This window comes from Polyangium sorediatum, assembly GCF_029946465.1.
GTDB classification, from domain to species: Bacteria; Myxococcota_A; Polyangia; order Polyangiales; family Polyangiaceae; genus Polyangium; species Polyangium fumosum.
Map to the genome: position 1 here is coordinate 1 of NZ_JARZHI010000071.1, position 21,016 is coordinate 21,016.

Below are 21,016 nucleotides of genomic sequence, written 5' to 3' on the forward strand. Positions count from 1 at the left end.
CCGCCGCCGAGGTGATGCCCCCGGCGCCCCCCACGACCCCGCCCGCCGCCGCCCCCGCGACGGCCCCCGCGCCCACAGCCGCGCCCGCCGCCGCCCCCGCGCCCACAACCACGCCCGCTGCGCCGCGCATCTGGTCGAAGGGGCGGTTTGCCTGGATCCACCCCGAGCCCGGGGCAAGCCGCGCCTGGATCGGATACCTCGCGCTCGGCAGCTCCGTGCCACTCAAAGGCGGCTGCGTCGAAGCCGCGCACATCAAGGGGTATGGCGGCTGCGACGCCTGGTACGCCGTCGAACCACGCGGCTACGTCTGCGCGGGCGCCACCGCGACGATCGACGAAAAGGACCCAGCGATCGTCATCCTGCGGCGCGACGCAGCCGATGTGAGTTCGCCCTGGCCGTACCAGTACGGCGAATCCATTGGCGCTCCGCGTTATGACCACATCCCCACGCGCGCCGAGCAACACGAGGCGGAATGGGACCTCGAAAAACACGAGGCCAAGGTCGAAAAAGCGCGCGCCGCGGCAGGAAACACGGCCGCGATCGCCGCGATCGACAAAGCCCTCGTCGGCGTCGACCTCGCCCCCTCCGGCGAGGGCCCGCCCGAGCTCGTGCCCTTTGGCCCGCTCGTCCGGGAAAACCGCAAGTTCGTCCAGCTCGGCTCGACGATCGCCTTCGTGCGGGCCTTCGAGTCCGGCGGTCGCACGTTCGTCCTCACGGCAGACCAAGCGATCCTGCCGAAGGATCGCCTCAAGCCTTACCCGCGCTCCACGTTCCACGGCGTCTCGCTCAGCGACGACGTGAAGCTCCCGCTCGCGTTCTTCCGCCAGAAGCCACGCCCGAAATGGAAACGCGAAGCCGAAGGCAAGCTCGTGCAGACCGACGAGACGTTCCCGCGGCTCGGCTGGGTCGGCCTCACAGGCACGCGGATCGAGCAAGACGGCAAGGCGTTCGTCGAGACGAAGGAGAGCGGCATCTACGTCCTCGCCGAGGACGCGCAGATCGTCGAGGCCGTCCCCGAGGCGCCCTGGCTCGCCGACAAAGATCCGACGAAGAGCAAATGGGTCGACGTGCGCGTCTTGAATGGCACGCTCGTCGCCTACGAGGGCCTACGCCCAGTCTATGCGACGATGATCTCCCCGGGCCGCGGCGGCGTGCCGTACCCAGGCATCGAGCCGCTCAAGACCGCCTCCACGCCCGTCGGCCTCTTCCGCGTCGACGGCAAGTTCCGCACGGCGTCGATGGTGTCGAGCTCGGACGAGAACCTCGTGCATGCCGAGGTAAACTGGGTCCTGAACTTCAGCGGCCCCCACGCGCTGCACGGCGCCTACTGGCACGACGCCTGGGGCGAGCCAAAGAGCGGCGGCTGCGTGAACATGGCGCCGATCGACGCCAAATGGGTCTTCGACTGGACCGACCCGACCGTGCCCGAAGGCTGGCACGGCATGCGCGCCGTGCAGGCCTTCGGCCAGAGCACGATCGTGCGGATCCGGCGGTAGAGCCGGCCACGGCGTTGCGCCGGGGTTTCACCCCGGACCCCGCGGGGGGCTGTCCGCCCCCTCGACCCCGGACCAGCCAGGGGCTGGACCCAAGCTCGATGAACTGCGCTCCGCGCAGTTCATCGAACAGGCCCGGTTAAGACCGGCAGCGGCGTTGCCAACCGAGACCGCCGCGTTGCGGGTTCTGCTGGCACCCTGGGTTCTTCGTCGGCCTGTTTGAAAAACTGCGCTCCGCGCAGTTTTTCAACCCTGGGTCCAGCGCCTCGCTGGTCCGGGGTCGAGGGGGCGGACAGCCCCCCGCGGGGTCCGGGGCAGCGCCCCGGGGCGGACAGGGCTCGCCTGGCCCCGTGCGCTTCGTCGAAGGGCTTGGATCACGGCTCGCCTGCCCCCGCGCGCGTCGTGACCACGGGAGGGACGGGGCGTCCTGCCAGGGAACATGGCGTGACCACTGGAGGATCACGGCTCGGCTTGGTGGGTACGGGGGCAGCGCGGGGGAGGATCAGAGCGTCCTTCGTGTGGGATGGACGCGGAGTGGGAGAGGGACGGGGTCACCTGGCCGCTATCGGTCGCGGAGCGGGGGTGGATCACGGCTCTGTGCATCGGTCTCCTCTCGAAGCCGCCTCGCTGGGGCTTTGCCCCAGGCCCCAGCAGGGGTTGTCCACCCCTGGACCCGGACCAGCCAGGGGCTGGACCCAAGCTCGATGAACTGCGCTCCGCGCAGTTCATCGAACAGGCCCGGTCAAGACCAGCAACGACCCTGCCACCCCAAACAGCCGCGCTGCGGGTTCGGCTGGCGACCTGGGTTCTTCGTCGGCCTGCTTGAAAAACTGCGCATCGCGCAGTTTTTCAACCCTGGGTCCAGCGCCTCGCTGGTCCGGGGTCGAGGGGGCGGACAGCCCCCCGCGGGGTCCGGGGCAGCGCCCCGGGGCGACGCTTCCCCGCGTGTCAGCGCGGAATTTCGAGGAATGCCTTTGCGAGTTGCATCGCTCGCTCGGGGTCGACCATGTTCAGGTAGGCGATCTTCCCCTGCAGATACGCTTCGAAGTGGGGGATGTTCTCGCGGTTTTGCGCGGCGAGCCCGGTCTTCTTTGCGGCGTGCAGGATTGCGCGGAGCTTGCGGACCTCCTCGCGTGGCATCCCGAGTTTGTCGTTCACCACGATTCCGGTGACCTCTTGCCGCCCGCCTGCGTGCTGCACGCGCCCCTTCTTCGGGTTGATGGCGAACCCCTCCTCTTGCACGATGTGCCGCACCCGCGCGAGCAGGATTCCGAGGTCGCCTCGGCCTTTCTTCTGGCCGCCCTTGCCGTCGTCCACGAGCTCGTTTGCCGCGGAGAATGTGAGGTCGTCTGCGTACCGCGTGTACGTCCAGCCCATCTTGCGCGTCATGCCTGTGAGACGCCGATCGAGCTTGCGCGCGACCAGGTTCGAGATCGCGGGGCTCGTGCACGCGCCCTGCGGCAATCCCCGCTCGCCCACGGCCACCCAGTATGTCGTCCCGTCGTACACGACCTTCCGGCGCGGCGACTCCGTGCAGAGCAGCGCGAAGATCGTGGCCACTGCGGGCGAGTATCCGATCGACTCGAAGAGCCCGCGCACGCGGCCGAACGTGATCGTCGGGAAGAAGTCCGAGAGATCGAGGTTCACCACGGTCCCGCGGCCGAGGTGCGCCCGTGCGTTCGTTACTGTCGAGCGGCCCTTCACGAACCCGTGCGCCTCGGCCTCGACCGAAAGCTTTGCGAGCACGTTCTGGAGGATCCACTGCTGCGCCTTCGAGAGCGCCTCGTGCGGCGCCGAGAGCAAGCGCATCCCGCCCGAGCGCTTGGGCACCTCGAAGTACACGTAATGCGGCTTCTCGACCGCGTCGTTGTGGTAGCAGAGCCAGCGCAGACGCGGGATCGGCAGGCCCAGCGCCTTCGCGACCTCCGCCGGCGTCGAGAGCATGGGCAACCCCTGCTTCTGCAACGACTCGACGTTCGCGCGGCGATCCCCGAGGCTGCCGGACACGCCGCGGCCGAGGAAGATGATGTCTTCGGCGCGACGCTTGGCGACGGCCTCTGCGTGCTCCTTCTTGCGTTCGGCCGCGAGGCGCTTCTTCTCTGCCTTGCGCTCGGCCTTCTGGCGGCGCAGCTCCTCGATCGCCTCGTCGGCCTTCTTCCGGGCCACCGTGGACGCCAGGCTCGTGGCCTCGTTGTGCTTGAGCCAGAGATCCCCGACGCGGTGGATCTCCTCGATCTGCGCCTCCGTGAGCAAGCCGCGCAGGATGAGGCCCCGATCGATCAGCGCCGTGCGCTCGTCGCTCTGCGGCGGGATGGTGTCCACGCGCCCGATCCACGCCGTCTGGTACGGGTTGATCTTGAGCGCGCGCTTGCGCATCTCGTCTGCCGACAAACCAAGGATCCCCGACGTGTCGTACGGGTCCTTCGGCTTCGGTTTGTCCTTCTTCTTCGCCGCAGGCGCAGAGCTCGTCGAGGTGAACGTCGCGACGGCGGTCGTCGCGCTCCCCGTCGCAGCTCCCGTCGTCGTCGACTTGGTCGACGATGACGATGACGACGTCGAAGCCGATGCCGCCTTCGGTTTGTCGTCCGGCTCGTTTTTCCCGGGCTCGCCCTCGCCGGGTTTGCCGGTGCCGATGAAGGACTTGACTTTGTCCCAGAAGCCCACGGCAACTCCCGCTAGATCGAGGTTGCGATGCGCATCGCCCGAGAGCTCGGGCGAGCGACCCTTGATGCACCGTTCGACGCGCCGTCCAGCCCTCCAAGGAAGCCCGTCCGCCCGACTACTCGCCTAGGACCACGTCCGATCACCGAGGCCCTAGGCCCCCTACCGGCATCCAGACCCAAGGGTCCGCTGAGTGGATGCTGGTAGGGGGCTTTAGGGCCAAAAGAACATCGGGCGCGGGGACGCATGGGGGAACGAACTCCGCCACGGCGGAACGCCGCAGCATGGTGGGCTCGGGCGGACGGACCTCCTTGCAAGGCTGGACGCGAGCGCGTCGAACGAGACGACAAGACCATTCCTACAACGACTTCCTACCCAGAAGCCAGGCCAGACAGAGGACGGATGCGCGCTCGGCGCGGAACCGATCCGCGACGCGCTTCACCTCGGCGAGCACGTCGGGCGGGAGCGCGAGCCGCTCCTCCACGGCGTCCGCCGGTACACGTGTGGCAAGGGAACGCGCGAGCGTGACATCCGCGAGCGCGAGCGCCGTGGTCCACGATCGCTCCGCCTGGATCCGCGGCATCGCCACGTCCCACGCCTCCTCCAGCACCCGCGACACGGTGGTGTTTTTCCGGTTCGCCACCTTGCGGATGTCGTCGAGGATCTGGCGCGGGATCGGGAAGCTCTCGCCCGACGACCACTTCGACGCCTTCGGCGCCTCGGGCGCGGGCTCGGGCTTCGGCGCCTGCGGCAGGGCGCGGCTCGAGAGCACCATCTTGAGCGCGAGCAAATGCCGGCAAGGCCCGGCCCGAAGGCCACTCTTGTAGAAGTACGAGCACGAGCACTTCGCCTTCTTGATCGCGAGGTCCTCGTCGAAGATCGCCTCGCACCCCGTGCCCTTCGCCTTGCCGACGACCGCGCGCCGGCCATCGGAGAGAAGCTCGTCCCGATCGATCGTCACCGCGTTGCTCCGGGCCATCGCGCGGCCCTCGACGAGCTCCGGGTGCTCCGGCCCGAGGAAGGCCTCGCTGAGCACGGCGGGCATCACCTGCCGGTAGCGATACACCTGATCGGCGTGGTCGAAGATGAGCTGCCCGCGCTTTGCGAGCAGGTGCAGCGCGGGCACGAGGCTCTCCTCGGACGCACCCGTCGCCGCGGCGATCGCGGGCAACGTCGCGCGTTGCTCGTTCTGGAGGAACCGATCCGCCTGCAGCATCGTGCGCGCGTCCGGCTCGGTCGTGCCCGCGAGCAGGTCGAGCCCCGAGCCGCTCGTCCAGTCGTTGGTGGTCCACCCGCTCAGCGCGAGCACGAGCCGCATGTCGCCCATGTGCGCGATCCAGATGCTCGGCAGGCCCGATCCGAGCAGCCGCACCTCGACGCGATCCGTGAGCGGCAGGACGCGGGCGAGCGCGAAGAGCCGCCGCCGACCCCAGATCTTGACCTCCTCGGTGATCTCGCGGCCCGCGGGCGCCGAACGATACGGGCCCAGCTTGCCGCCCACGCTGCTCCCGCCGATCTCGAGCCCGCCGTCGTACACCGGCCCGCGCGATTGGATCTCGATCCCCCACGGATCGAGGATGATCTTCGGCGCCTTGCCCGGCGTGAGCACGAACCGGATGCTGCGCGGCCCGGTCTTCTCGCGGTGGCGCTTCAGGTGCGCGAGGATCGCGTACACGACCTCGACGGGCAGATCCACGCGGCGGCTCGGCAGGCACGTCGAGGCCTGGATCTGACCGAATCCACGCAGCCACGAGGGCGGCAGATCGATCTTCTCCTCGCGGTAGTCCGCCACGCCCTCGACCTTCACGTCGAAGCCGGTCGGGTCCACGGAGAGGCGCGTCTTCCGGTAGCTCCGCAGCGTCTGGAAATGCTCGTAGAGCGCGATCGAGTAATCGACGTTCGTCGTGCCGAGCCCCGCCTCCTGCGCGCCCACGAACGAGTCGCGGTCCACGGACAAACAGCCGTAGCTCGACTCGTCCTTGGAGAAACACTCGAAGAAGACCACGTCGGGCGCGACGGTCACGACCGGGTCGCACGGCACGAGGTGGCGGAAGAGCTCCGGATCGTGCCGCGCCAGCTCGTTCGCCCACTTGACGCGCGCGTCCCAGTAGAGGCGATGCATCTTGCGGAAGTCGCGATCGAGGTTCGGCGGGATCGGCTCCTTCGCGAGCCGCGCGAGCTCGGCGCGCTTCGCCTGATCGAAGAGCTGCGCCTTGAGCTGCGCCTCGCGCTCTTCTTCGGCCTTCTTCCACGCCTGGTACGCGGTCTTGTCTTTCTTCCGGAACTTGAGGTCGCCGACGACCACGTCGTGCAGCGCGCTCATGGCCTCGCGGAAGCGGATCGCGTCCTTGAGCTCGGCGTCGAAGAAGGTCTTCGGCCGCGCGAGGTTCGGGGAAAAACGCACGAGCAGGCTCTGCGCCGCCCCGAGCACGCCGCTCTTGCCCAGATAACGGAGGTCGACGTTCACGCCCTCTCCTCCTGGAAAAGCGAGAGCTCCGGCAACTTGCGCCCGATCGCGCTGCGAAGCGCCGGCGCCTGGAACGCCGCGCGCGAGACGGCCGCGAGCGCCGCGCGCCGCTCCGGCGGCCGCACGCTGCGCAGCGCATACCCGAGCAGCCCCACGAGCGGCTCCGCCTCGGCCGGATGTTCCACGATACGCGCCGCGATCTGCGAGAGCGCCGTGCGCTTCTGCTTCGAGCCGCGGTGCACCGCGAGGATCGTCGTCGCCCAGATCCGCTCGAGCGTCGCCGGACCGAGCGCCTTCTCCCGCTGCACGAGGTGCGCGAGCAAGAACGCCCGCACGTCGTCGTAGGGGCTCTCCGAGAGCGCCGACCAGAGCGCCGGATCATCCTTGAAGCGCACGTCGCGCTCGAAGAGCTGCAGGGCCTCGCGGCGCACGTCGTCGTAGCGCGCGTCCACGAGATCCCGGACGTGCGTCATGCGCGCTTCCTTGGCGGTCGAGAGGATCGACACGACCCACTTCGCCGCGGCCTCACGCACGCGCGGCGCGCGCGCCGTCGCGAGGCGCAACGTCGCCTCGATCGCCTTGATCCCGGCCGCCTTCTTGGTCATCGCCCAGTCGAGCCCGAGCTCGGCGACGGGCGCGACCGGCGAGCACGCGAGGTCCACGCACTGATCGAGCGTGAGCCGCGCGGGCGAGACGTGCTTCTTGATGGCCTCGCAGAGGAAGCCGAGCGCCGTCGGGTTGTCGATCTGGAGCAGCTCCAGCCACTCGGCCACCGTGAGGCTCGAAATGCCCTCGGCCGTGCGCAGGAGATCGGCCGCGAAGATCTGCACCTCTTCGTTCGGGTTCGCGATGAGCGGGCGCAGGCGCGCCATCGTCAGCGCGCCGAGCTCACGCGCGTACCCGGCCTTGAGGAGCTCCACCGCGAACACGCGCACCGTGCGGCCCTTCGCGCTCGTCACGAGCGCGAGCACGTCCTCGAAGCAGCCCTGCCACGCCTCGGGCCAGAGCGGCGCGGGCGCGAGCTCGGCGAGCGAGTGATCCTTCGCGACGCGGATGCCATCCGGGAGCCGATCGAGCGCGTCCGCGCCGTGGTAGAGCACGTGGAGCAAGCTCCACGCGTCGAGCAGGCGCTCGGGTTTGTCCAGGTGATCGTCGCGGTAGAGCACGAGCGCCTTGCGGATCACCTTGCCGTACCGGACGGGATCCTTGCGCCCGACGTCGCGGAAGTAGCGCAGGACGCGGCGGCGCAGGTAGTTGCGCGTGGCCTTCGAGAAGTGCGGCGCGCTGTCGTCGCGGCCCCAGAAGCGGGCCGGGTGTTTGCCCGTGCCCACGAGGACACGCACCTTGCGCGACTGCCGGCTCGCCCAGTCGTAGCGCGACTTCTCCACGAGCTTGCGCTCCACGAGCCTGTCGAAGGCGACCATGAAGTGGCCGACGAGCTCGTCGTCGTGCGCCTTCTCGGCGAGCTTGAAGAGGCTCTTCACGAGCGGCCGGTGGTGCGGCCTGTCGCAGCCGTCGGCGATGTACGCGAGCAGCGTGCGGCGCGCGAAGGGCCGGCTGTCCTTGAGCCACCGTTCGGCGAGCGATTTGAGCTTCTTGCCGGCCGTGAGCGAGAGGACCTCGTCGACGAAACGGTCGTCCCCCGACTCCCAGTATTCGTCGAGGAGCAGGTTCGATCCGGCCCTCGTGCGCGCGTTCGCCATGCGAGGGTCGAGACGATAGGCAAGTCGGGCGCGCGAGGTCAAGGGGCACGGCCTTCGGGGCTCCACACCACGGACGCCGCCCCGCCCCTTTCCACCCCCGCTTTTAATCTTCCACCCGAACGGTTCGTCCACGATCCGCGTTGAGCGCGCGCGATCAATCCTTTACCGTGGCTCCATGAGAGCGCTTCGATTCTCACCCAGCACGCTTGCCATTCCTCTCGTCTCGCTCCTCGCCGCGGCCGGCTGCGGCGGCGGAGACGGCGATACCGATCAACTCTTCACGAGCACGTCGAGCTCGAGCGGCGGCACGTCCGTGGGCGGCTCGGGCGGCGCCGGCGGGGACGGCGGCGGAATGGGCGGCACGGGCGGAGACGGCGGGAGCGGCGGCGCCGGCGGGGACGGCGGGGCGGGCGCCGGTGGAATGGGCGGCTCCGGTGGGACGGGCGGCTCCGGCGGCGGCGGGCCCGCGTGCGCGCCCGAGGGGCCGTTCGACGGCGCGCCCGTCGAGGCGCAGGCCGGGCAATGGACGTGGGTGCCGGTCCCCGAGGCGAAATGCCGGGGCGGCAGCTCCACCGGCTTCGGCGTCCGCATCAACCCGCAATCGACGAAGCTCGTCATTTTCCTCGAGGGCGGCGGCGCGTGCTTCAACGGCACGACGTGCAACCTGAACCCGAGCTCCTACGGGCAGAACAACTTCGACAACTGGAAAAACAACGGCGGGAAGAACGGCATCTTCAGCACGGTGGAGGACGAGAACGCCGTGAAGGACTGGAGCTTCGTCTACGTCCCCTATTGCACGGGCGACGTGCACGCCGGCAATGCCCCGGGCGCCGACGTGCCGGGCGGGCTCTCCCCCAAGGGCCAGCAGTTCGTCGGGTACGCGAACATCGGCCATTACCTGAAGCGCATCATCCCCACGTTCAAGAACGTGACCGAGGTCCTGCTCACCGGCGTGAGCGCGGGCGGGTTCGGCGCATTCTACAATTACGACCGCGTGGCGCAGGCGTTTTGCCCCACGCCCGTCGCGCTGATCGACGACTCGGGCCCCCCGATGGGCGACACCTACATGGCGCCCTGCCTCCAGAAGCGCTGGCGCGATCTCTACAACTTCCCGGACACGCTCCCCGCCGACTGCGTCGAATGCTCGCTCCCGAACGGCGGCGGCCTCGCCAATGCCTGGAAGCTCCTCGGGAAGAAATACCCCGAGGCCTCGCTCGGGCTCATCTCGTCCGACAAGGACAACACGATCTCGCAGTTTTACGGCTACGGGAAGAACGACTGCCAGAACATCGACGGCCTCTTCCCGACGGCGCTCTCCGGCGCCGAATACACCGCGGGCCTCGAGGAGATCCGCGAGAGCTTCCTCCAGCAATCGCCCGCGTGGAGCAGCTATTACGTGAGCGCCACGACCCACACCTATCTCGGCGGCAACGGCTATTACAACACCAACGTCGATGGAACGCCCATGTCCGAGTGGGTGAAGGGCATCGTCGACGGCGCCGCGGCCACCCACATCGGGCCGTAACGAAACGACACGCGGAGCAACTTTCCGCTCTTACCGAATTTTCCGGATGCCAGGGCCGGCGCCCTGGACTATGTTCCGCGGCATGAACAGCACGCGCACCTATTTCCGCCGCGTCGCGGTCTACTGCGGGTCCTCCGGCGGCGTCGGGACCCATTACCTCGACGCCGCCCGCGCGGCCGGCTCCTTCCTCGCCGAGCGCGGCATCGATCTCGTCTACGGCGGCGGCCGCGTCGGCATGATGGGCGCCGTCGCCGAAGGCGCGCTCATGAAGGGCGGCCGGGTCTACGGCGTGATCCCCGAGAAGCTCAAAGCCCGCGAACTCGCGCACGAGGGGCTGACGGAGCTCTTCATCGTCGATAGCATGCACGCCCGCAAGACCATGATGGCCTCCATGGCCGACGCCTTCGTCGCCCTGCCCGGCGGCTGGGGCACGCTCGAAGAGGTGTTCGAGGTCGTGACGTGGTCGCAGCTCAACTACCACAAGAAGCCGGTCGGCCTGCTCAACGTGCGCGGCTACTACGACCACCTCGTCGCGTTCCTCGATCACGCGATGACCGAGGGCTTCATCCGCCCCATTCACCGCCCACTCTGCGCGTCGGCCGATACGATGGACGCGCTGCTCGACCGCCTCTCGAAGCTCCAGATCCCCGATATCGGCCGGTGGATCGACAAACCTTGAACCCCCCCCGCCCGCGCCCCACACCTCCGCCCCGATGACCGACGAACGAAAGATCCCGGAAGGACGCCTGGGAAGGCTCGCGCGGCTCGCCGCCGTCGGGGCGCGCACGGGCGCGAGCCTGATCCGCGGGACATCGGCCGCCGACGCCGCCGCGAGCAAGGCCGCGGAGATGCTCGGCACGCTGCGTGGCCTCGCCGCCAAGGCCGGCCAGATGGCGAGTTACGTGGACGGCATGGTCCCCGAGGGGCAACGCGAAGCCTACGAGACGGCCATGCGCAAGCTGCGGAACGCCGCGCCGACCTCGTCGCCCGTCGCCATCCGCGCGCGGGTCGAGGAGGACCTCGGGGCGCCAATCGACAAACTCTTCGCCGAATGGGACGAGCAGCCGTTCGCGAGCGCCTCGATCGGCCAGGTGCACCGCGCGCGGCTCGACGACGGGCGCGAGGTCGCCGTGAAGGTGCAGCACCCGGGCATCGAAAAGGCCGTCGAGAGCGACCTCGAGAATGCCGACGTCCTCGGCGGCATGGTCGCGGTGCTCGGGCCGAAGCGCCTGGAGCCCAAGGCCGTGCTCGCCGAGCTCCGGGCGCGCTTCCTGGAGGAGCTCGATTACGAGCTCGAAGCCCGGAGGCAACGCGCGTTCACGGCGCTGCACGAGGGAGATCCGGCGATCCGCATTCCCGAGGTCATCCTCGAACGATCGAGCAAGCGCGTGCTCACGAGCGAGCTCGTGCACGGAAAAGCCCTGGAAGAGGCCTGCGAGGCGGACCTCGTGATCCGGGAGCGGTATGCCGACACGCTCTGGCGGTTCGTCTTCAAGGGCAACCTCGTCGGCGGCATGTTCAACGCCGATCCGCACCCGGGCAATTACCTGTTCCAGGACGACGGCTCGATCATCTTCCTCGATTTTGGCTGCGTGCAGCCGATCGAGGGCGAGCGGCTCACGCTCGCGCGAAACCTCCACCTCGCGGCCTTGCGCCGGGACGAAGAGGCGTTCGGCGAGATCGCCACGAAGATCCTGCTCACGGAGGGCGGGGTCTACGAGCGAATGGCGGTCGCGTACTCGCGCCGCTGCTTCGAGCCGATCTTCGGCTCGCCGTACCGGATCACGCGGGCGTACGCGGCGAGCCTGGTCGAGGGCATCAAGGAGATGAAAAACGAGGTGCTGTTCAAGAAGGACGGCAACTTCGTGCAGCTCCCGCCCGGCATGCTCTTCATGAACCGGCTGCAGTTCGGCTTTTATTCGGTCCTCGCGCGCCTCGACGTGAGCCTCGATTACGCGGCCGTGGAGGAGACGTTCCTGCGCGAGGCGGGGTTCGTCTGATGCTGGGCCGTTGTGAGACGCGCCCTTCGGCTTATACTCCGCCGAGGTCCGTGATGCCCAGGCTCTCCCTCTCCTTCGTCGCGCTCGCCCTCCTCGCGCCGGCCTCCTGCGGGTACGAGGAGCCGAACATGCCCTCCCAGGAGGCGCTCTACGACGAGCCCGGGAGGCCGAACGACTTCTTCCTGCAGGGCTCGGGCGGGCACGTCATCCACGCGACGATCGGCGAGGGGACGGCGATCGGGCCGGTCGTGAACGTCGGCCTCTACGCCGAGGACGACGGCAAGGCCCTGCGCGGCCTCGTGCTCGGCAAGACGCTGAGCGCCTCCGTCCGCGGCGCCGAGGTCGAGGGGCTGTGGGGCGCCGAGCCGCTGCGGCTCCGCGTGACGCGCGTGGAGAAGCGGCAGCACGTCGAGGGGCTGCTCCGTGGGCGCATCACCGATCTCTGGATCGGGCCCGAGGCGCTCACCGGGACCGTCGGCCTCTGCGGGTTCGATCTCGCGCGGCGCGGGCACATTTACGAAGGGTCGCTACGTTGTGGGGGTTCGATGGAGCTCGTGAGCGTCCGGATCCCCGAGACGTTCGCCGGCTGGGGCGAGACCGCCTCGGCCGTGATGGTAGCCATGCTCCTGACTGGCTGAGCGTCCGCACATCATTCGTATTCGACGGCTGGGATGGTTCCCTCGCCCGCGATTCTTTTGTGCGCCCCCCTTTCGGAGGCGCGAGGGATGCTTATGTTCCCTAATCCCGGCGAGCACCACCCTCCGCCGCGTCTTCGCCGGGCAGGACGCGGGCCTGGAGACCACATTGAACAAACTCAGGATCGCGGGCCCCGCGAAGGAGCCCGCACGCACGCGTCGTCCGCGCACGCGCAAGGCCCCCACGCCCCCGGCGCCTCGCGCGGCTCCGATCCAGGACGCGACCGATCTCTATCTGCGGGGGCTCGAAGCAAGCCAGCCGCTCACGCGCGAGGCCGAGGCCGAGCTCGGGCGTCGTATCGTGGACGCCGAGCGCGACGCGCTGTCCGCGCTCGTACGCTCCTCCGCGAGCGTGCACGCGCTCGCTGCGATGGCGGCGGAAATCCAGTCTGGCCAGACAAACCCGCGGGATCTCCTCCTCAACGGAGAGGCCCCGGACGCGGCGGACAGCACGAGCCGCCTCGTCGGCGCGCTCGAACGGGCGCGCGCGATCGCCGAGGGGCCAGAGAGCGAAGCCGCGCTGCCCACGGATCTCGCGGAGGCCTTCGACGCGCTCCGGGTCGACCCGACGTTCGTCGAGCGCCTCGATCAGGCGCTCGTGGCCCGCGCGAAGGCCACCCACGCCGAGGAGCAGGCGCGCATCGAAGAGGCGCGGGATCGCTCCGCGAAGGCGCGGGCGCGGGCGGCGCACGAGAAGGGCGATCTCGTCCGGGCGAACCTGCGCCTCGTCGTCGCGACGGCGCGCCATTATTCGAACCGCGGCGTCCCCCTGCTCGACCTCGTGCAGGAGGGCAACCTCGGCCTCATCCGGGCCGCCGACAAGTTCGACTATTCACGCGGGTATCGGTTCGGCACGTATGCGGCGTGGTGGATCCGGCAATCCATCGAGCGGGCGCTCCTCTACCAAGGCAAGGACGTGCGCATGCCGGTGCACCTCACGGCGAGCCGGCGGCGGGTCCTCGGCGCGGAGCGGGCGCTCTCGCAGAAAAACGCGCGATTGCCCTCGCAGGAGGAGATCGCGGAGAGTTCGGGCGTGCCGCTCGACAAGGTCCAGGCGGTCCGCGCGCTCTCGCTCATGCCGGTCAGCCTCGACGCGCCCATGGGCGACGAGGGCGATTTCCGCTTCGGCGACACCCTGGCGAGCGAGACGGACGCGCCCGACGAGGCGCTCGCCCGGACGCGCATGCGCGAGGCCGCGAGCGAGATGCTGGAGACGCTCACGCCCCGCGAGCGTGAGGTCCTGCGGCTCCGTTATGGGCTGACGGGCGAGGACGACCATACCTTGGAGCAAATCGGGCGCTCGTTCTCGCTGAGCCGCGAGCGAATTCGGCAGATCGAGTCGAAGGCGCTGGAAAAACTCCGCACCTGGTCCGAGGAGCGGGGGCTCGGCTCTTATCTCGAAGGCTTGCGCTGAAGGCCGAGTTCGTCCATCGAGGGCGGGCCTTCAGCGCTTCGCCCGCAGATTCACGCCGAAGCTGATGAGCTTGCGGAACGAGCTCGGCAACGCGCGCTTCATCCTCCAGAGCCAGCGCGCGTCGGCCATGGGCACCGCATACAGCTCGTCGTGCTCCACGGCCGCGAGCGCCGCGAGGACCACCTCCTCGACCGGGCGCCCGCCCGCCATGAGCTGGTCTGCCATGGTGCGGGTCTCTTGATCCGCGAAGCGACCCGAATTCACGATGTCTGTCTTGAAAAACGTCGGACAGAGGACGGTCACGCCCACGCCCGTGCCGTCGAGCTCCACGGCCAAGGTCTCCGAGATCGCGATGACGCCCGCCTTCGCGGCGTTGTAGGCGGCCATGCGCGGCGCGCACAAAAGGCCTGCGGCGGAGGCGACATTGAGGATGTGGCCGGCGCCCTGCTTTTTCATGCGGGGAACGAAGGTGTGGCAGCCGTGGATCACGCCGAAGAGATCGACCTCGATCGTCCAGCGCCAATCCGCGAGCGAGAGGTCCCCGACGAGCCCGCCGCTGCTGACGCCGGCGTTGTTGACCAGGAGGTCGACGGGGCCCTCGCAAGCGTTCGCGAGCGCCTCCACGTCCTCGATTTTCGTCACGTCGCAGCCGAGCGCCGTGGCCGAGGCGGCACCGCGGGCGCGCGCGAGGCGGGCCGTCTCCTCCGCCGCGCCGGGCTGGATGTCGGAGAGCACGAGCCGCCCGCCGCGCGCCGCGAGCTCGAGCGCGAGCGCGCGGCCGAAGCCGCCCCCTGCCCCGGTGATGACGCTGCATCCCGATGATCGAAGTCCCATGAAGTTCTCCTCGTCCTCGTCTCGTGATCTCGTGCCCGCATGAAAACCCGACCCGCGCCGATCCGTCAATGGCGCTCACGCCATCGGGACCACCTCGTAGGGCGCGGGATCGAAGCGCCGCGTCCGCAGGCGATACTCGAACGTGAAGCCCGGCCAAAGCGTGGTGTTCTTGCCGCTCCGGGTCTGGTACCAGCTCACGCATCCGGTCGACCAGACCGTGCGCGGAAAACGCGCCTGGAGCTTGCGGTTCTCCTCGGCTTGCGCCTCCGGCCGCACGTCGACGAACTTCCAGCGCCGCGCCCGCATCGCCTCGATGCAGCTCATGACGTAGGCCGCCTGGGACTCGATCATGAAGACCATCGAGCTGTGGCCGAGGCCGACGTTGGGCCCGACGATCAGGAACAAATTGGGAAACCCCGCGATCGTCGTCCCGAGATACGCCTCGGGCCCGTCACGCCACGCGTCGTTCAAATCACGCCCGCCGCGCCCGCGAATCTCGAACGGCGCGACGGCCTCCGCCGCCTGGAACCCGGTCGCGAGGATCAACGTATCGACCTCTCGGAACCCCCCGTCGCTCGTCCGCACGCCCTCCGCCTCGATCGCCTCGATGGGATCGGTGACGAGCTCGACGTTCGATCGAAGGAGCGCGGGGTAATAATCGTTCGAGAGCAGGACGCGCTTGCAGCCCATCGTATATCGCGGCGTGAGTTTTTCCCGTAACACGGGATCGGGCACGCTCTTCGCGAGGTACATCCGCGCGAGCCGCTCGGCGAGCTTCATGACGCGCGGCTCGGCGACGAACCCGAGCGCGAAGAGCTCGTGCCACCAGTATTGCCGCAGGCGGGCCACCCGCTGGAGGAGCGGCACGCGGGCGAACCATTGGCGCTCGCGGGGCGTGATCGCCCGGTCTTGTTTCGGCAGGATCCACGGCGGCGTGCGCTGAAAGAGGTGGAGACGCCCGACCTTCGGCGCGAGAGCCGGCACGATCTGGATCGCGCTCGCCCCGGTGCCGATGACCGCCACCGTCTTTCCGTCGAGGTTCGCGTGTTCGTCCCAGCGCGCCGAATGAAAGGTTTTCCCGCCGAACGCGCCGAGGCCGGGGATGTCGGGGAGCGCGGGGCGGTTGAGGCCGCCGCAGGCCGAGACGACCACGCGCGCCATCGTCGTGCCGCCGTCGCTCGTCTCGACCCGCCAAACCCCTGCCCGCTCGTCGAACGTGGCGCGTCGGACCTCGGTGTTCAGGCGAATGTGGGGGAGCAAGCCGTACTTGCGGGCGCAGGCTTCGAGGTAGTCCAGGATCTCGGCCTGCGGCGCGAAGCTGCGCGTCCAGCGCGGGTTCGGCTCGAACGAGAACGAATAGAGGTGCGATTCGACGTCGCACGCCGCGCCGGGGTAATGGTTGTCGCGCCAGGTGCCGCCGACGCGCCCCGCCTGCTCGAAGAGGATGAAATCGTGGATGCCGGCCTGCTTGAGCCGGATCGCCATGGCCAGGCCCGCGAAGCCGCTGCCGACGATGATGATGGGGCTGACCGAGCCCGAAACGCGCGCGCGCTGCATGGCTGTTGACTCCGGTTCAGTAGTGCATCCGAAGATACCGCCTGTTGAACTGAAGTCAACAAGAAAGCCGACGATTGAACATCCGAGGCGCCGGAGGTATAGGCTCGCCTCATGAAGAGCCGAGCAAGGCCGAGGCCGGCGGCGCGGCCCCCGGCGGACGCCGAACGAGGGCCCGCCCCGCGCGCGCGGCTCGAGGTCGACGAGCGCCGCGCCCAGCTCCTCGCGCTCGGCCTGTCGATCTTCAGCGAGCGCTCCTACGACGAGATCTCGATCGACGACATCGCGCGCGCCGCGGGGGTCTCGAAGGGGCTGCTTTATCATTACTTCCCGACGAAGCGCGATTTTTACGTGGCGGCCCTGCGCGCGGCGTCGAAGGAGCTGCTCGACGAGACGCTCGGCACGGCGCCGGACGCCTCGCCCGAGGAGAAAGTCGAAGAGGGCGTGCGGACGTACCTCGCGTACGTGGAGCGACGCGGGGCCGCCTACGTCGCCCTCATGCGGGGCGGAATCGGCTCGGATCCGGAGGTCGCCGCGGTGCTGGAGGAGACGCGCGCGACGTTCCTCGGCCGCATCGTCGCGGACCTGCCCCCCGAAGCCACGGGCCCGCTCGTCCACACCACGATGCGCGGCTGGATCGGCTTCGTGGAGGCCGCCTCGATCGACTGGGTGGCGCGAAGATCCGTGCCGATCGAGCAGATCGTCGCGCTCGCGAAGGTGCTGCTCTTCGACGCGCTGCGCGCCGCGACGGCGTTTTCCCTGGCGAACGAGCCCGCCCCGCCCAAGAAAAAGCGGCCCGCGAAGGCGCGCTGATCAGAGCCACGCGGTCGCGAGCGAGCGAGCGCGGACGTTCTCGGGCACGGCCTGGAGGTAATGCGAGCGCAGCGCCTCGTCCGGGATCTCCGCGGCACGGGCCTCGATCCGATGCACCACGTCGCGCAGGGCCCGCGAGGCTTCCTCCATCTCGCCCTCCTCGGCGGACGCCTCGGCCATGACGAGCCGCGCCTCGATCTCGACGTACCCGCCGCCGTCCTGACCGAGCGCCGCGCCGATCTCCCGGGCGAGCGCGCGCGCCTCGTCCGCCTTTCGCAAAAGGAAAAGGCAACGCACGAGGAGCGTGGTGATCCAGAGCTTGCGGAGCGGGACCCGCTGGCAAAGGGCGAGGGCCACGCGTGCCTCGCGGACGGCGTCCTCGTAGACGCCACGGTGGAGCAGGATCTGCGCCCGGAGGCCACGCGCCCAGCCGCGATACCCGTCGCTCACGCCCGCGGCCCCGAGCACGCGCTCGGTGATGCTCTCCGCCTCGGCCCATTTCGCCGGTTCGCCGAAGCCGACGAGCAGCGCCGCGAGGTGGAGCTCCGATTGCAGGAGCGCAAACGGCCCACGAATGCGGCGCGCATGATCGACGGCGGCCCGCAACGCGCGCTCGCCGGCCTCGCGCTCGCCGATCTCGCCGAGGGCCTGGCCGAGCCGGTTCAACGCGATGATGTGGTTGCGCGCGTCGCCGATGGCCTCGAACGCGGTGACGGCCCGGCGCGTGAGCTCGAGCTGGCGGAACGGGGCGCGCTCGAAGGCGCGGAGTTCGTCGCTCTGCCCGATCGCCAAGGAGCCGGCGAGGTCGAGGTCGAGCGCGGGCATCGAAGCAGCGAGCCGCTCGGCCCGGTCGAGCAGGGCGCGGCAGAGCTCGCGACGCCCGTACGACGTGAGCAAGGAGGCCGCGAGCGGGGCCCATAACAGGTAATCCCGGCGCGCGTCGGGCTGGGGCTCGAAGTGGACGAATCGGCCGGCCATGCGGAGAAAATCCTCCTCCGCGCCGACGACGAGCGAGGCCCACGTGCCGTGGAAGAGGAGCAAGCACGCCCAGCGGCCTCCGTGCGCGACGAGCGGCAATGCCGAGACGCTCGCCCGGTGCGCGGCGTCGAACTCCGAGCGCCAGCAATGCGCCATCGCCGAGAGCGCCTGCAGGTTGCCGAGGACCTCGCCCGAGGCACCACACGTGATCCCGCGCTGCGCGCAGAGGAGCGCGCCGGAAAAGTCGTCGCGGTCGAACGACTGGCCGCCGGCGCGGAGGTAATGGGCCGCGGCGTTCTCGGGGTCGCGGCCGCGCTGGAAATGCTCGGCGAGGACGAGCGCGTCGGGCTCGCCGGCGCGCTTCAGCCACGTCCCGGCGAGCCTATGGCCGAGGTGCCGGTCTTGATCGGTGAGCATGGCGTACGCGCCCTCGCGGATGATCGCGTGGCGAAACGCGTACTCCTCCTGTCCGGCGAACCTCGAATGCAGCCGCCGCGTGACGAGCTCGCGCGCGCAAAGCTCCGCGAGCGAACCGGCGAGCGGCTCGCCGTCGCCGAGCAGCGAGCGGAGGCCGCTCTCCCAGAACGCCTCACCGAAGATGCTCGCGGCCCGGAGCAGCCGCCGCGACTCGGGCGCGAGCGCGGAGAGGCGCGCCTCCACCATACCGAGCACCGTGTCCGGCAGCTCTCCGCCCCGACCGTCCGCGACCGCGCGGATGAGCTCTTCCAGGAAAAACGCATTTCCTTCCGCGCGCTCCACGAGCGCCGCGCCGCGCTCCGCCGCGACGTCGCCGCCGAGCACGGCCGACACGAGCTCCGTCGCGGCGCGCCGTGGCAGCGGTCCGAGCCGGATCTCCTGCACGTTCCGGCCCGCCCACAGGCGCGGGAAGATCTCGTGCACCGCGGGCCGCGCGAACGCGAGCACGACGAAAGGCACATCGGTGAGATCACGCAGCGCGGCGTCGAGGATCTTGAGCGACGGCGCGTCTCCCCAGTGCAGATCCTCGAGCACCACGAGGATCGGCCGCGTGGCCCCGACCGCCGCCGTGAGCGCGCGGTACGCCGCCTCGATCTGGTCGGCCATGAGCTGCGGGTTTTGACGCGCCGCGCGCAGGCGTGGCCTGCCCTCGTCGGGGAAAGGCGCGCCCGCGAGCTCCCCGAGGAACTCCATGATCGTGCGTCGCTCCGCCTCGTCGGCGAAGACCGCCGCGAGCAGCTCGATCTTGCGGCGCTGCGCCTCGATCGGCTCGCCCGCCGAGATCTGCAGGATGTCGCGCAGCGCGCCCGAGAGCAGCGAGAAGGCCGAGCCGGCGCCGATCGCGTCGGGCCGCGCGAGGGTGCACACGACGTTCGTGTGGCGCTCCTTGACCACCCGCAAGAGCTCTTGCCGGAGGCGCGATTTGCCCATCCCCGGCGGCGCCGTCACCAGCACGGCCGAGGGGCATCGTTCGTCGAAGCTCTCGTCCACGAGGTCGAGGACGTTCCGAAGCTCGCGGTCGCGGCCCACGAAGGGGCTCGGCCGGCCGAGCAAGGTGCGGCTCTCCTGCCCCGTCCGGCGCTCGCCACGCAGCGCGATCCGCCCCTCTTGCTCGACCAGATCGAAGCGGGCGTCGAGCAGCGCGCGTGTGTTGTCGTCGATCCGGACGGGCGCGCCGTCCTCTTGCGCCGAGAGCGCCTCGTCGAGCAGCGCCGCCGCGCGTTCGAGCGCCTCGCCCACGGGCAGGCGGTTCGTCGACTCGCCGCGCCCGGTCACCAGGACGACGGCCGCCTCGGGCGCCGCGAGCTTCATCCACGTCGCGCAACGCGCCGCGTTCGCCGCTTGATCCACCACGCTTCCCTCGCCGAGCAGCACGGCCACGACCGCGCCGGACGAGAGCTCCTCGACCCGCGCGCCGAGCGGCAGCGCCACGCGCCGCACCGCCGCCACGAGGTCCCGCGGCGCCTCGCGATCGAGCGGCGGCGAGACCGCCACGATCGAGACGAGCCGCCGCTCCGTGCCCGTGAGCGACGCCCGCCAAGGCTCGCCGGTCGAGACGGGCAGCCTCGCGGTCGCGTCGATGCGGTCGAGCATCTCGCGCACCGCCGCGCCGTCCTCGGGGCGCACCTCCGGATCCTTGGACAGCAAACGATGGACGAGCGCCGCGAGCGGCTCGGGCGCGTCCGGGCGCAAATCCCGAAGGCGCGGAGGATCTTCGAGCAGGAGCTTCGCGAGCAGGGCCATCGGGTGCGCGCCCTGGAACGCGGGTTTTCCCGACAAACATTCGAACAGGACACACCCGAGGGCGAACACGTCGGCCCGCGCGTCGGCCTCGCGATCGCCGCGCGCCTGCTCCGGGGCCATGTATCCCGGCGTCCCCAGGATCGAGCCCGTCCGGGTGAGCGCGTCCGTCCCGCCGCTCTGCGCGATGCCGAAATCGACGATCTTCACGCGATCGGGCGCGCCGCCCATGAGGAACAAGTTGCTCGGCTTGACGTCCCGGTGGACGATCCGCCGCGCGTGCGCCGCGCCGAGCGCATCCGCGATGTTGCGGGCGAGGGACCAACTCTCCTCGATGCCGAGCGCGCCCCGTTCGAGGCGCGCGAGCAGGCTCTCGCCTTCGAGCCATTCCATCGCGAGGTAAGGTTCACCCGACGCGGCAATGCCATGCGCCACGTATCGCACGACGTGCGGGTGCTCGAACGTCGAGAGGATACGCGCCTCCTTCAGGAAACGCGGGCCCGACTCCCCCTCGGGGTCACGCAGGACCTTGAGCGCCACGGGCTCGCCCGTGATCCGGTCGACGGCGCGCCACACCGTCCCCATCCCTCCAGATCCGGCCCGCCTCCCGAGCACGAACCGATCGTCCAGCACCTCACCGGATCGCATTGGGATTCAGGATA

At 69.8% G+C, this 21,016-nt stretch carries 13 protein-coding genes; 7 read left to right on the top strand and 6 right to left on the bottom strand.

The features are described 5' to 3' along the window. The coding region (locus QHF89_RS41255; protein WP_284721602.1) for a L,D-transpeptidase at nucleotides 1–1,496 on the top strand (1,496 nt) is incomplete at its 5' end. 945 nt (nucleotides 1,497–2,441) lie between these two features. Here QHF89_RS41255 and QHF89_RS41260 read toward each other — a convergent pair. The 3 genes from QHF89_RS41260 to QHF89_RS41270 all read right to left on the bottom strand — a co-directional run bounded on the left by QHF89_RS41260 (nucleotide 2,442) and on the right by QHF89_RS41270 (nucleotide 8,324). After that, nucleotides 2,442–4,157: a reverse transcriptase domain-containing protein gene (locus QHF89_RS41260; protein WP_136970414.1), complete on the bottom strand. Its 1,716-nt coding sequence runs from the start codon at nucleotides 4,155–4,157 to the stop codon at nucleotides 2,442–2,444. A gap of 355 nt (nucleotides 4,158–4,512) precedes the next feature. Next, a complete protein-coding gene (locus QHF89_RS41265; RefSeq protein ID WP_136970415.1) occupies nucleotides 4,513–6,621 on the bottom strand; it encodes an SWIM zinc finger family protein in 2,109 nt (702 codons plus the stop codon). After that, complete coding sequence (locus tag QHF89_RS41270; protein WP_136970416.1) at nucleotides 6,618–8,324, bottom strand: hypothetical protein; 1,707 nt, start codon at nucleotides 8,322–8,324, stop codon at nucleotides 6,618–6,620. The genes QHF89_RS41265 and QHF89_RS41270 overlap by 4 nt, the downstream gene beginning before the upstream one ends. Before the next feature lie 175 nt (nucleotides 8,325–8,499). Here QHF89_RS41270 and QHF89_RS41275 point away from each other — a divergent pair, with 175 nt between their 5' ends. The 5 genes from QHF89_RS41275 (at nucleotide 8,500) to QHF89_RS41295 (ending at nucleotide 13,958) form a co-directional block, all read left to right on the top strand. Further along, nucleotides 8,500–9,849, top strand: coding sequence for a pectin acetylesterase-family hydrolase (locus tag QHF89_RS41275; RefSeq protein WP_284721603.1), 1,350 nt, complete (start codon nucleotides 8,500–8,502; stop codon nucleotides 9,847–9,849). A gap of 82 nt (nucleotides 9,850–9,931) precedes the next feature. Further along, on the top strand, nucleotides 9,932–10,528 hold the full coding sequence (locus QHF89_RS41280) for a TIGR00730 family Rossman fold protein (protein WP_136970417.1): 597 nt from the start codon (nucleotides 9,932–9,934) through the stop codon (nucleotides 10,526–10,528). A gap of 34 nt (nucleotides 10,529–10,562) precedes the next feature. Then, nucleotides 10,563–11,849 (top strand): ABC1 kinase family protein, encoded by a 1,287-nt coding sequence (locus tag QHF89_RS41285; protein ID WP_136970418.1) that lies wholly within the window; start codon nucleotides 10,563–10,565, stop codon nucleotides 11,847–11,849. Nucleotides 11,850–11,902: 53 nt separating this feature from the next. Continuing rightward, nucleotides 11,903–12,487: a hypothetical protein gene (locus QHF89_RS41290; RefSeq protein WP_136970419.1), complete on the top strand. Its 585-nt coding sequence runs from the start codon at nucleotides 11,903–11,905 to the stop codon at nucleotides 12,485–12,487. 166 nt (nucleotides 12,488–12,653) lie between these two features. Continuing rightward, nucleotides 12,654–13,958 (top strand): sigma-70 family RNA polymerase sigma factor, encoded by a 1,305-nt coding sequence (locus tag QHF89_RS41295; protein ID WP_136970420.1) that lies wholly within the window; start codon nucleotides 12,654–12,656, stop codon nucleotides 13,956–13,958. A 30-nt stretch (nucleotides 13,959–13,988) separates the two neighbouring features. Here the strand turns inward: QHF89_RS41295 and QHF89_RS41300 are convergent, their stop codons facing one another. Then, nucleotides 13,989–14,792 carry an SDR family NAD(P)-dependent oxidoreductase gene (locus QHF89_RS41300; RefSeq protein ID WP_136970421.1) on the bottom strand — a complete coding sequence of 268 codons (804 nt, stop codon included), beginning with the start codon at nucleotides 14,790–14,792 and terminating at the stop codon, nucleotides 13,989–13,991. 75 nt (nucleotides 14,793–14,867) lie between these two features. Next, the gene (locus QHF89_RS41305) at nucleotides 14,868–16,349 is read right to left on the bottom strand and encodes a flavin-containing monooxygenase (RefSeq protein ID WP_136970422.1); all 1,482 of its coding nucleotides are present in this window, start codon (nucleotides 16,347–16,349) and stop codon (nucleotides 14,868–14,870) included. A gap of 111 nt (nucleotides 16,350–16,460) precedes the next feature. Here QHF89_RS41305 and QHF89_RS41310 point away from each other — a divergent pair, with 111 nt between their 5' ends. Beyond that, complete coding sequence (locus QHF89_RS41310) at nucleotides 16,461–17,159, top strand: TetR/AcrR family transcriptional regulator (protein ID WP_136931604.1); 699 nt, start codon at nucleotides 16,461–16,463, stop codon at nucleotides 17,157–17,159. On the opposite strand, the gene QHF89_RS41315 is transcribed toward QHF89_RS41310, so the two are convergent. Then, nucleotides 17,160–21,002 carry a serine/threonine-protein kinase gene (locus QHF89_RS41315; protein ID WP_136970423.1) on the bottom strand — a complete coding sequence of 1,281 codons (3,843 nt, stop codon included), beginning with the start codon at nucleotides 21,000–21,002 and terminating at the stop codon, nucleotides 17,160–17,162. It lies immediately after the preceding gene. Between the last annotated feature and the right edge of the window lie 14 nt (nucleotides 21,003–21,016).

Bases quoted from the DNA above. Each gene is read 5' to 3' on its own strand.
- QHF89_RS41270 (WP_136970416.1), bottom strand. From the start codon at position 8,324: ATGGCGAACGCGCGCACGAGGGCCGGATCGAACCTGCTCCTCGACGAA.
- QHF89_RS41275 (WP_284721603.1), top strand. From the start codon at position 8,500: ATGAGAGCGCTTCGATTCTCACCCAGCACGCTTGCCATTCCTCTCGTC.
- QHF89_RS41280 (WP_136970417.1), top strand. From the start codon at position 9,932: ATGAACAGCACGCGCACCTATTTCCGCCGCGTCGCGGTCTACTGCGGG.
- QHF89_RS41285 (WP_136970418.1), top strand. From the start codon at position 10,563: ATGACCGACGAACGAAAGATCCCGGAAGGACGCCTGGGAAGGCTCGCG.
- QHF89_RS41290 (WP_136970419.1), top strand. From the start codon at position 11,903: ATGCCCAGGCTCTCCCTCTCCTTCGTCGCGCTCGCCCTCCTCGCGCCG.
- QHF89_RS41300 (WP_136970421.1), bottom strand. From the start codon at position 14,792: ATGGGACTTCGATCATCGGGATGCAGCGTCATCACCGGGGCAGGGGGC.
- QHF89_RS41305 (WP_136970422.1), bottom strand. From the start codon at position 16,349: ATGCAGCGCGCGCGCGTTTCGGGCTCGGTCAGCCCCATCATCATCGTC.
- QHF89_RS41310 (WP_136931604.1), top strand. From the start codon at position 16,461: ATGAAGAGCCGAGCAAGGCCGAGGCCGGCGGCGCGGCCCCCGGCGGAC.
- QHF89_RS41315 (WP_136970423.1), bottom strand. From the start codon at position 21,002: ATGCGATCCGGTGAGGTGCTGGACGATCGGTTCGTGCTCGGGAGGCGG.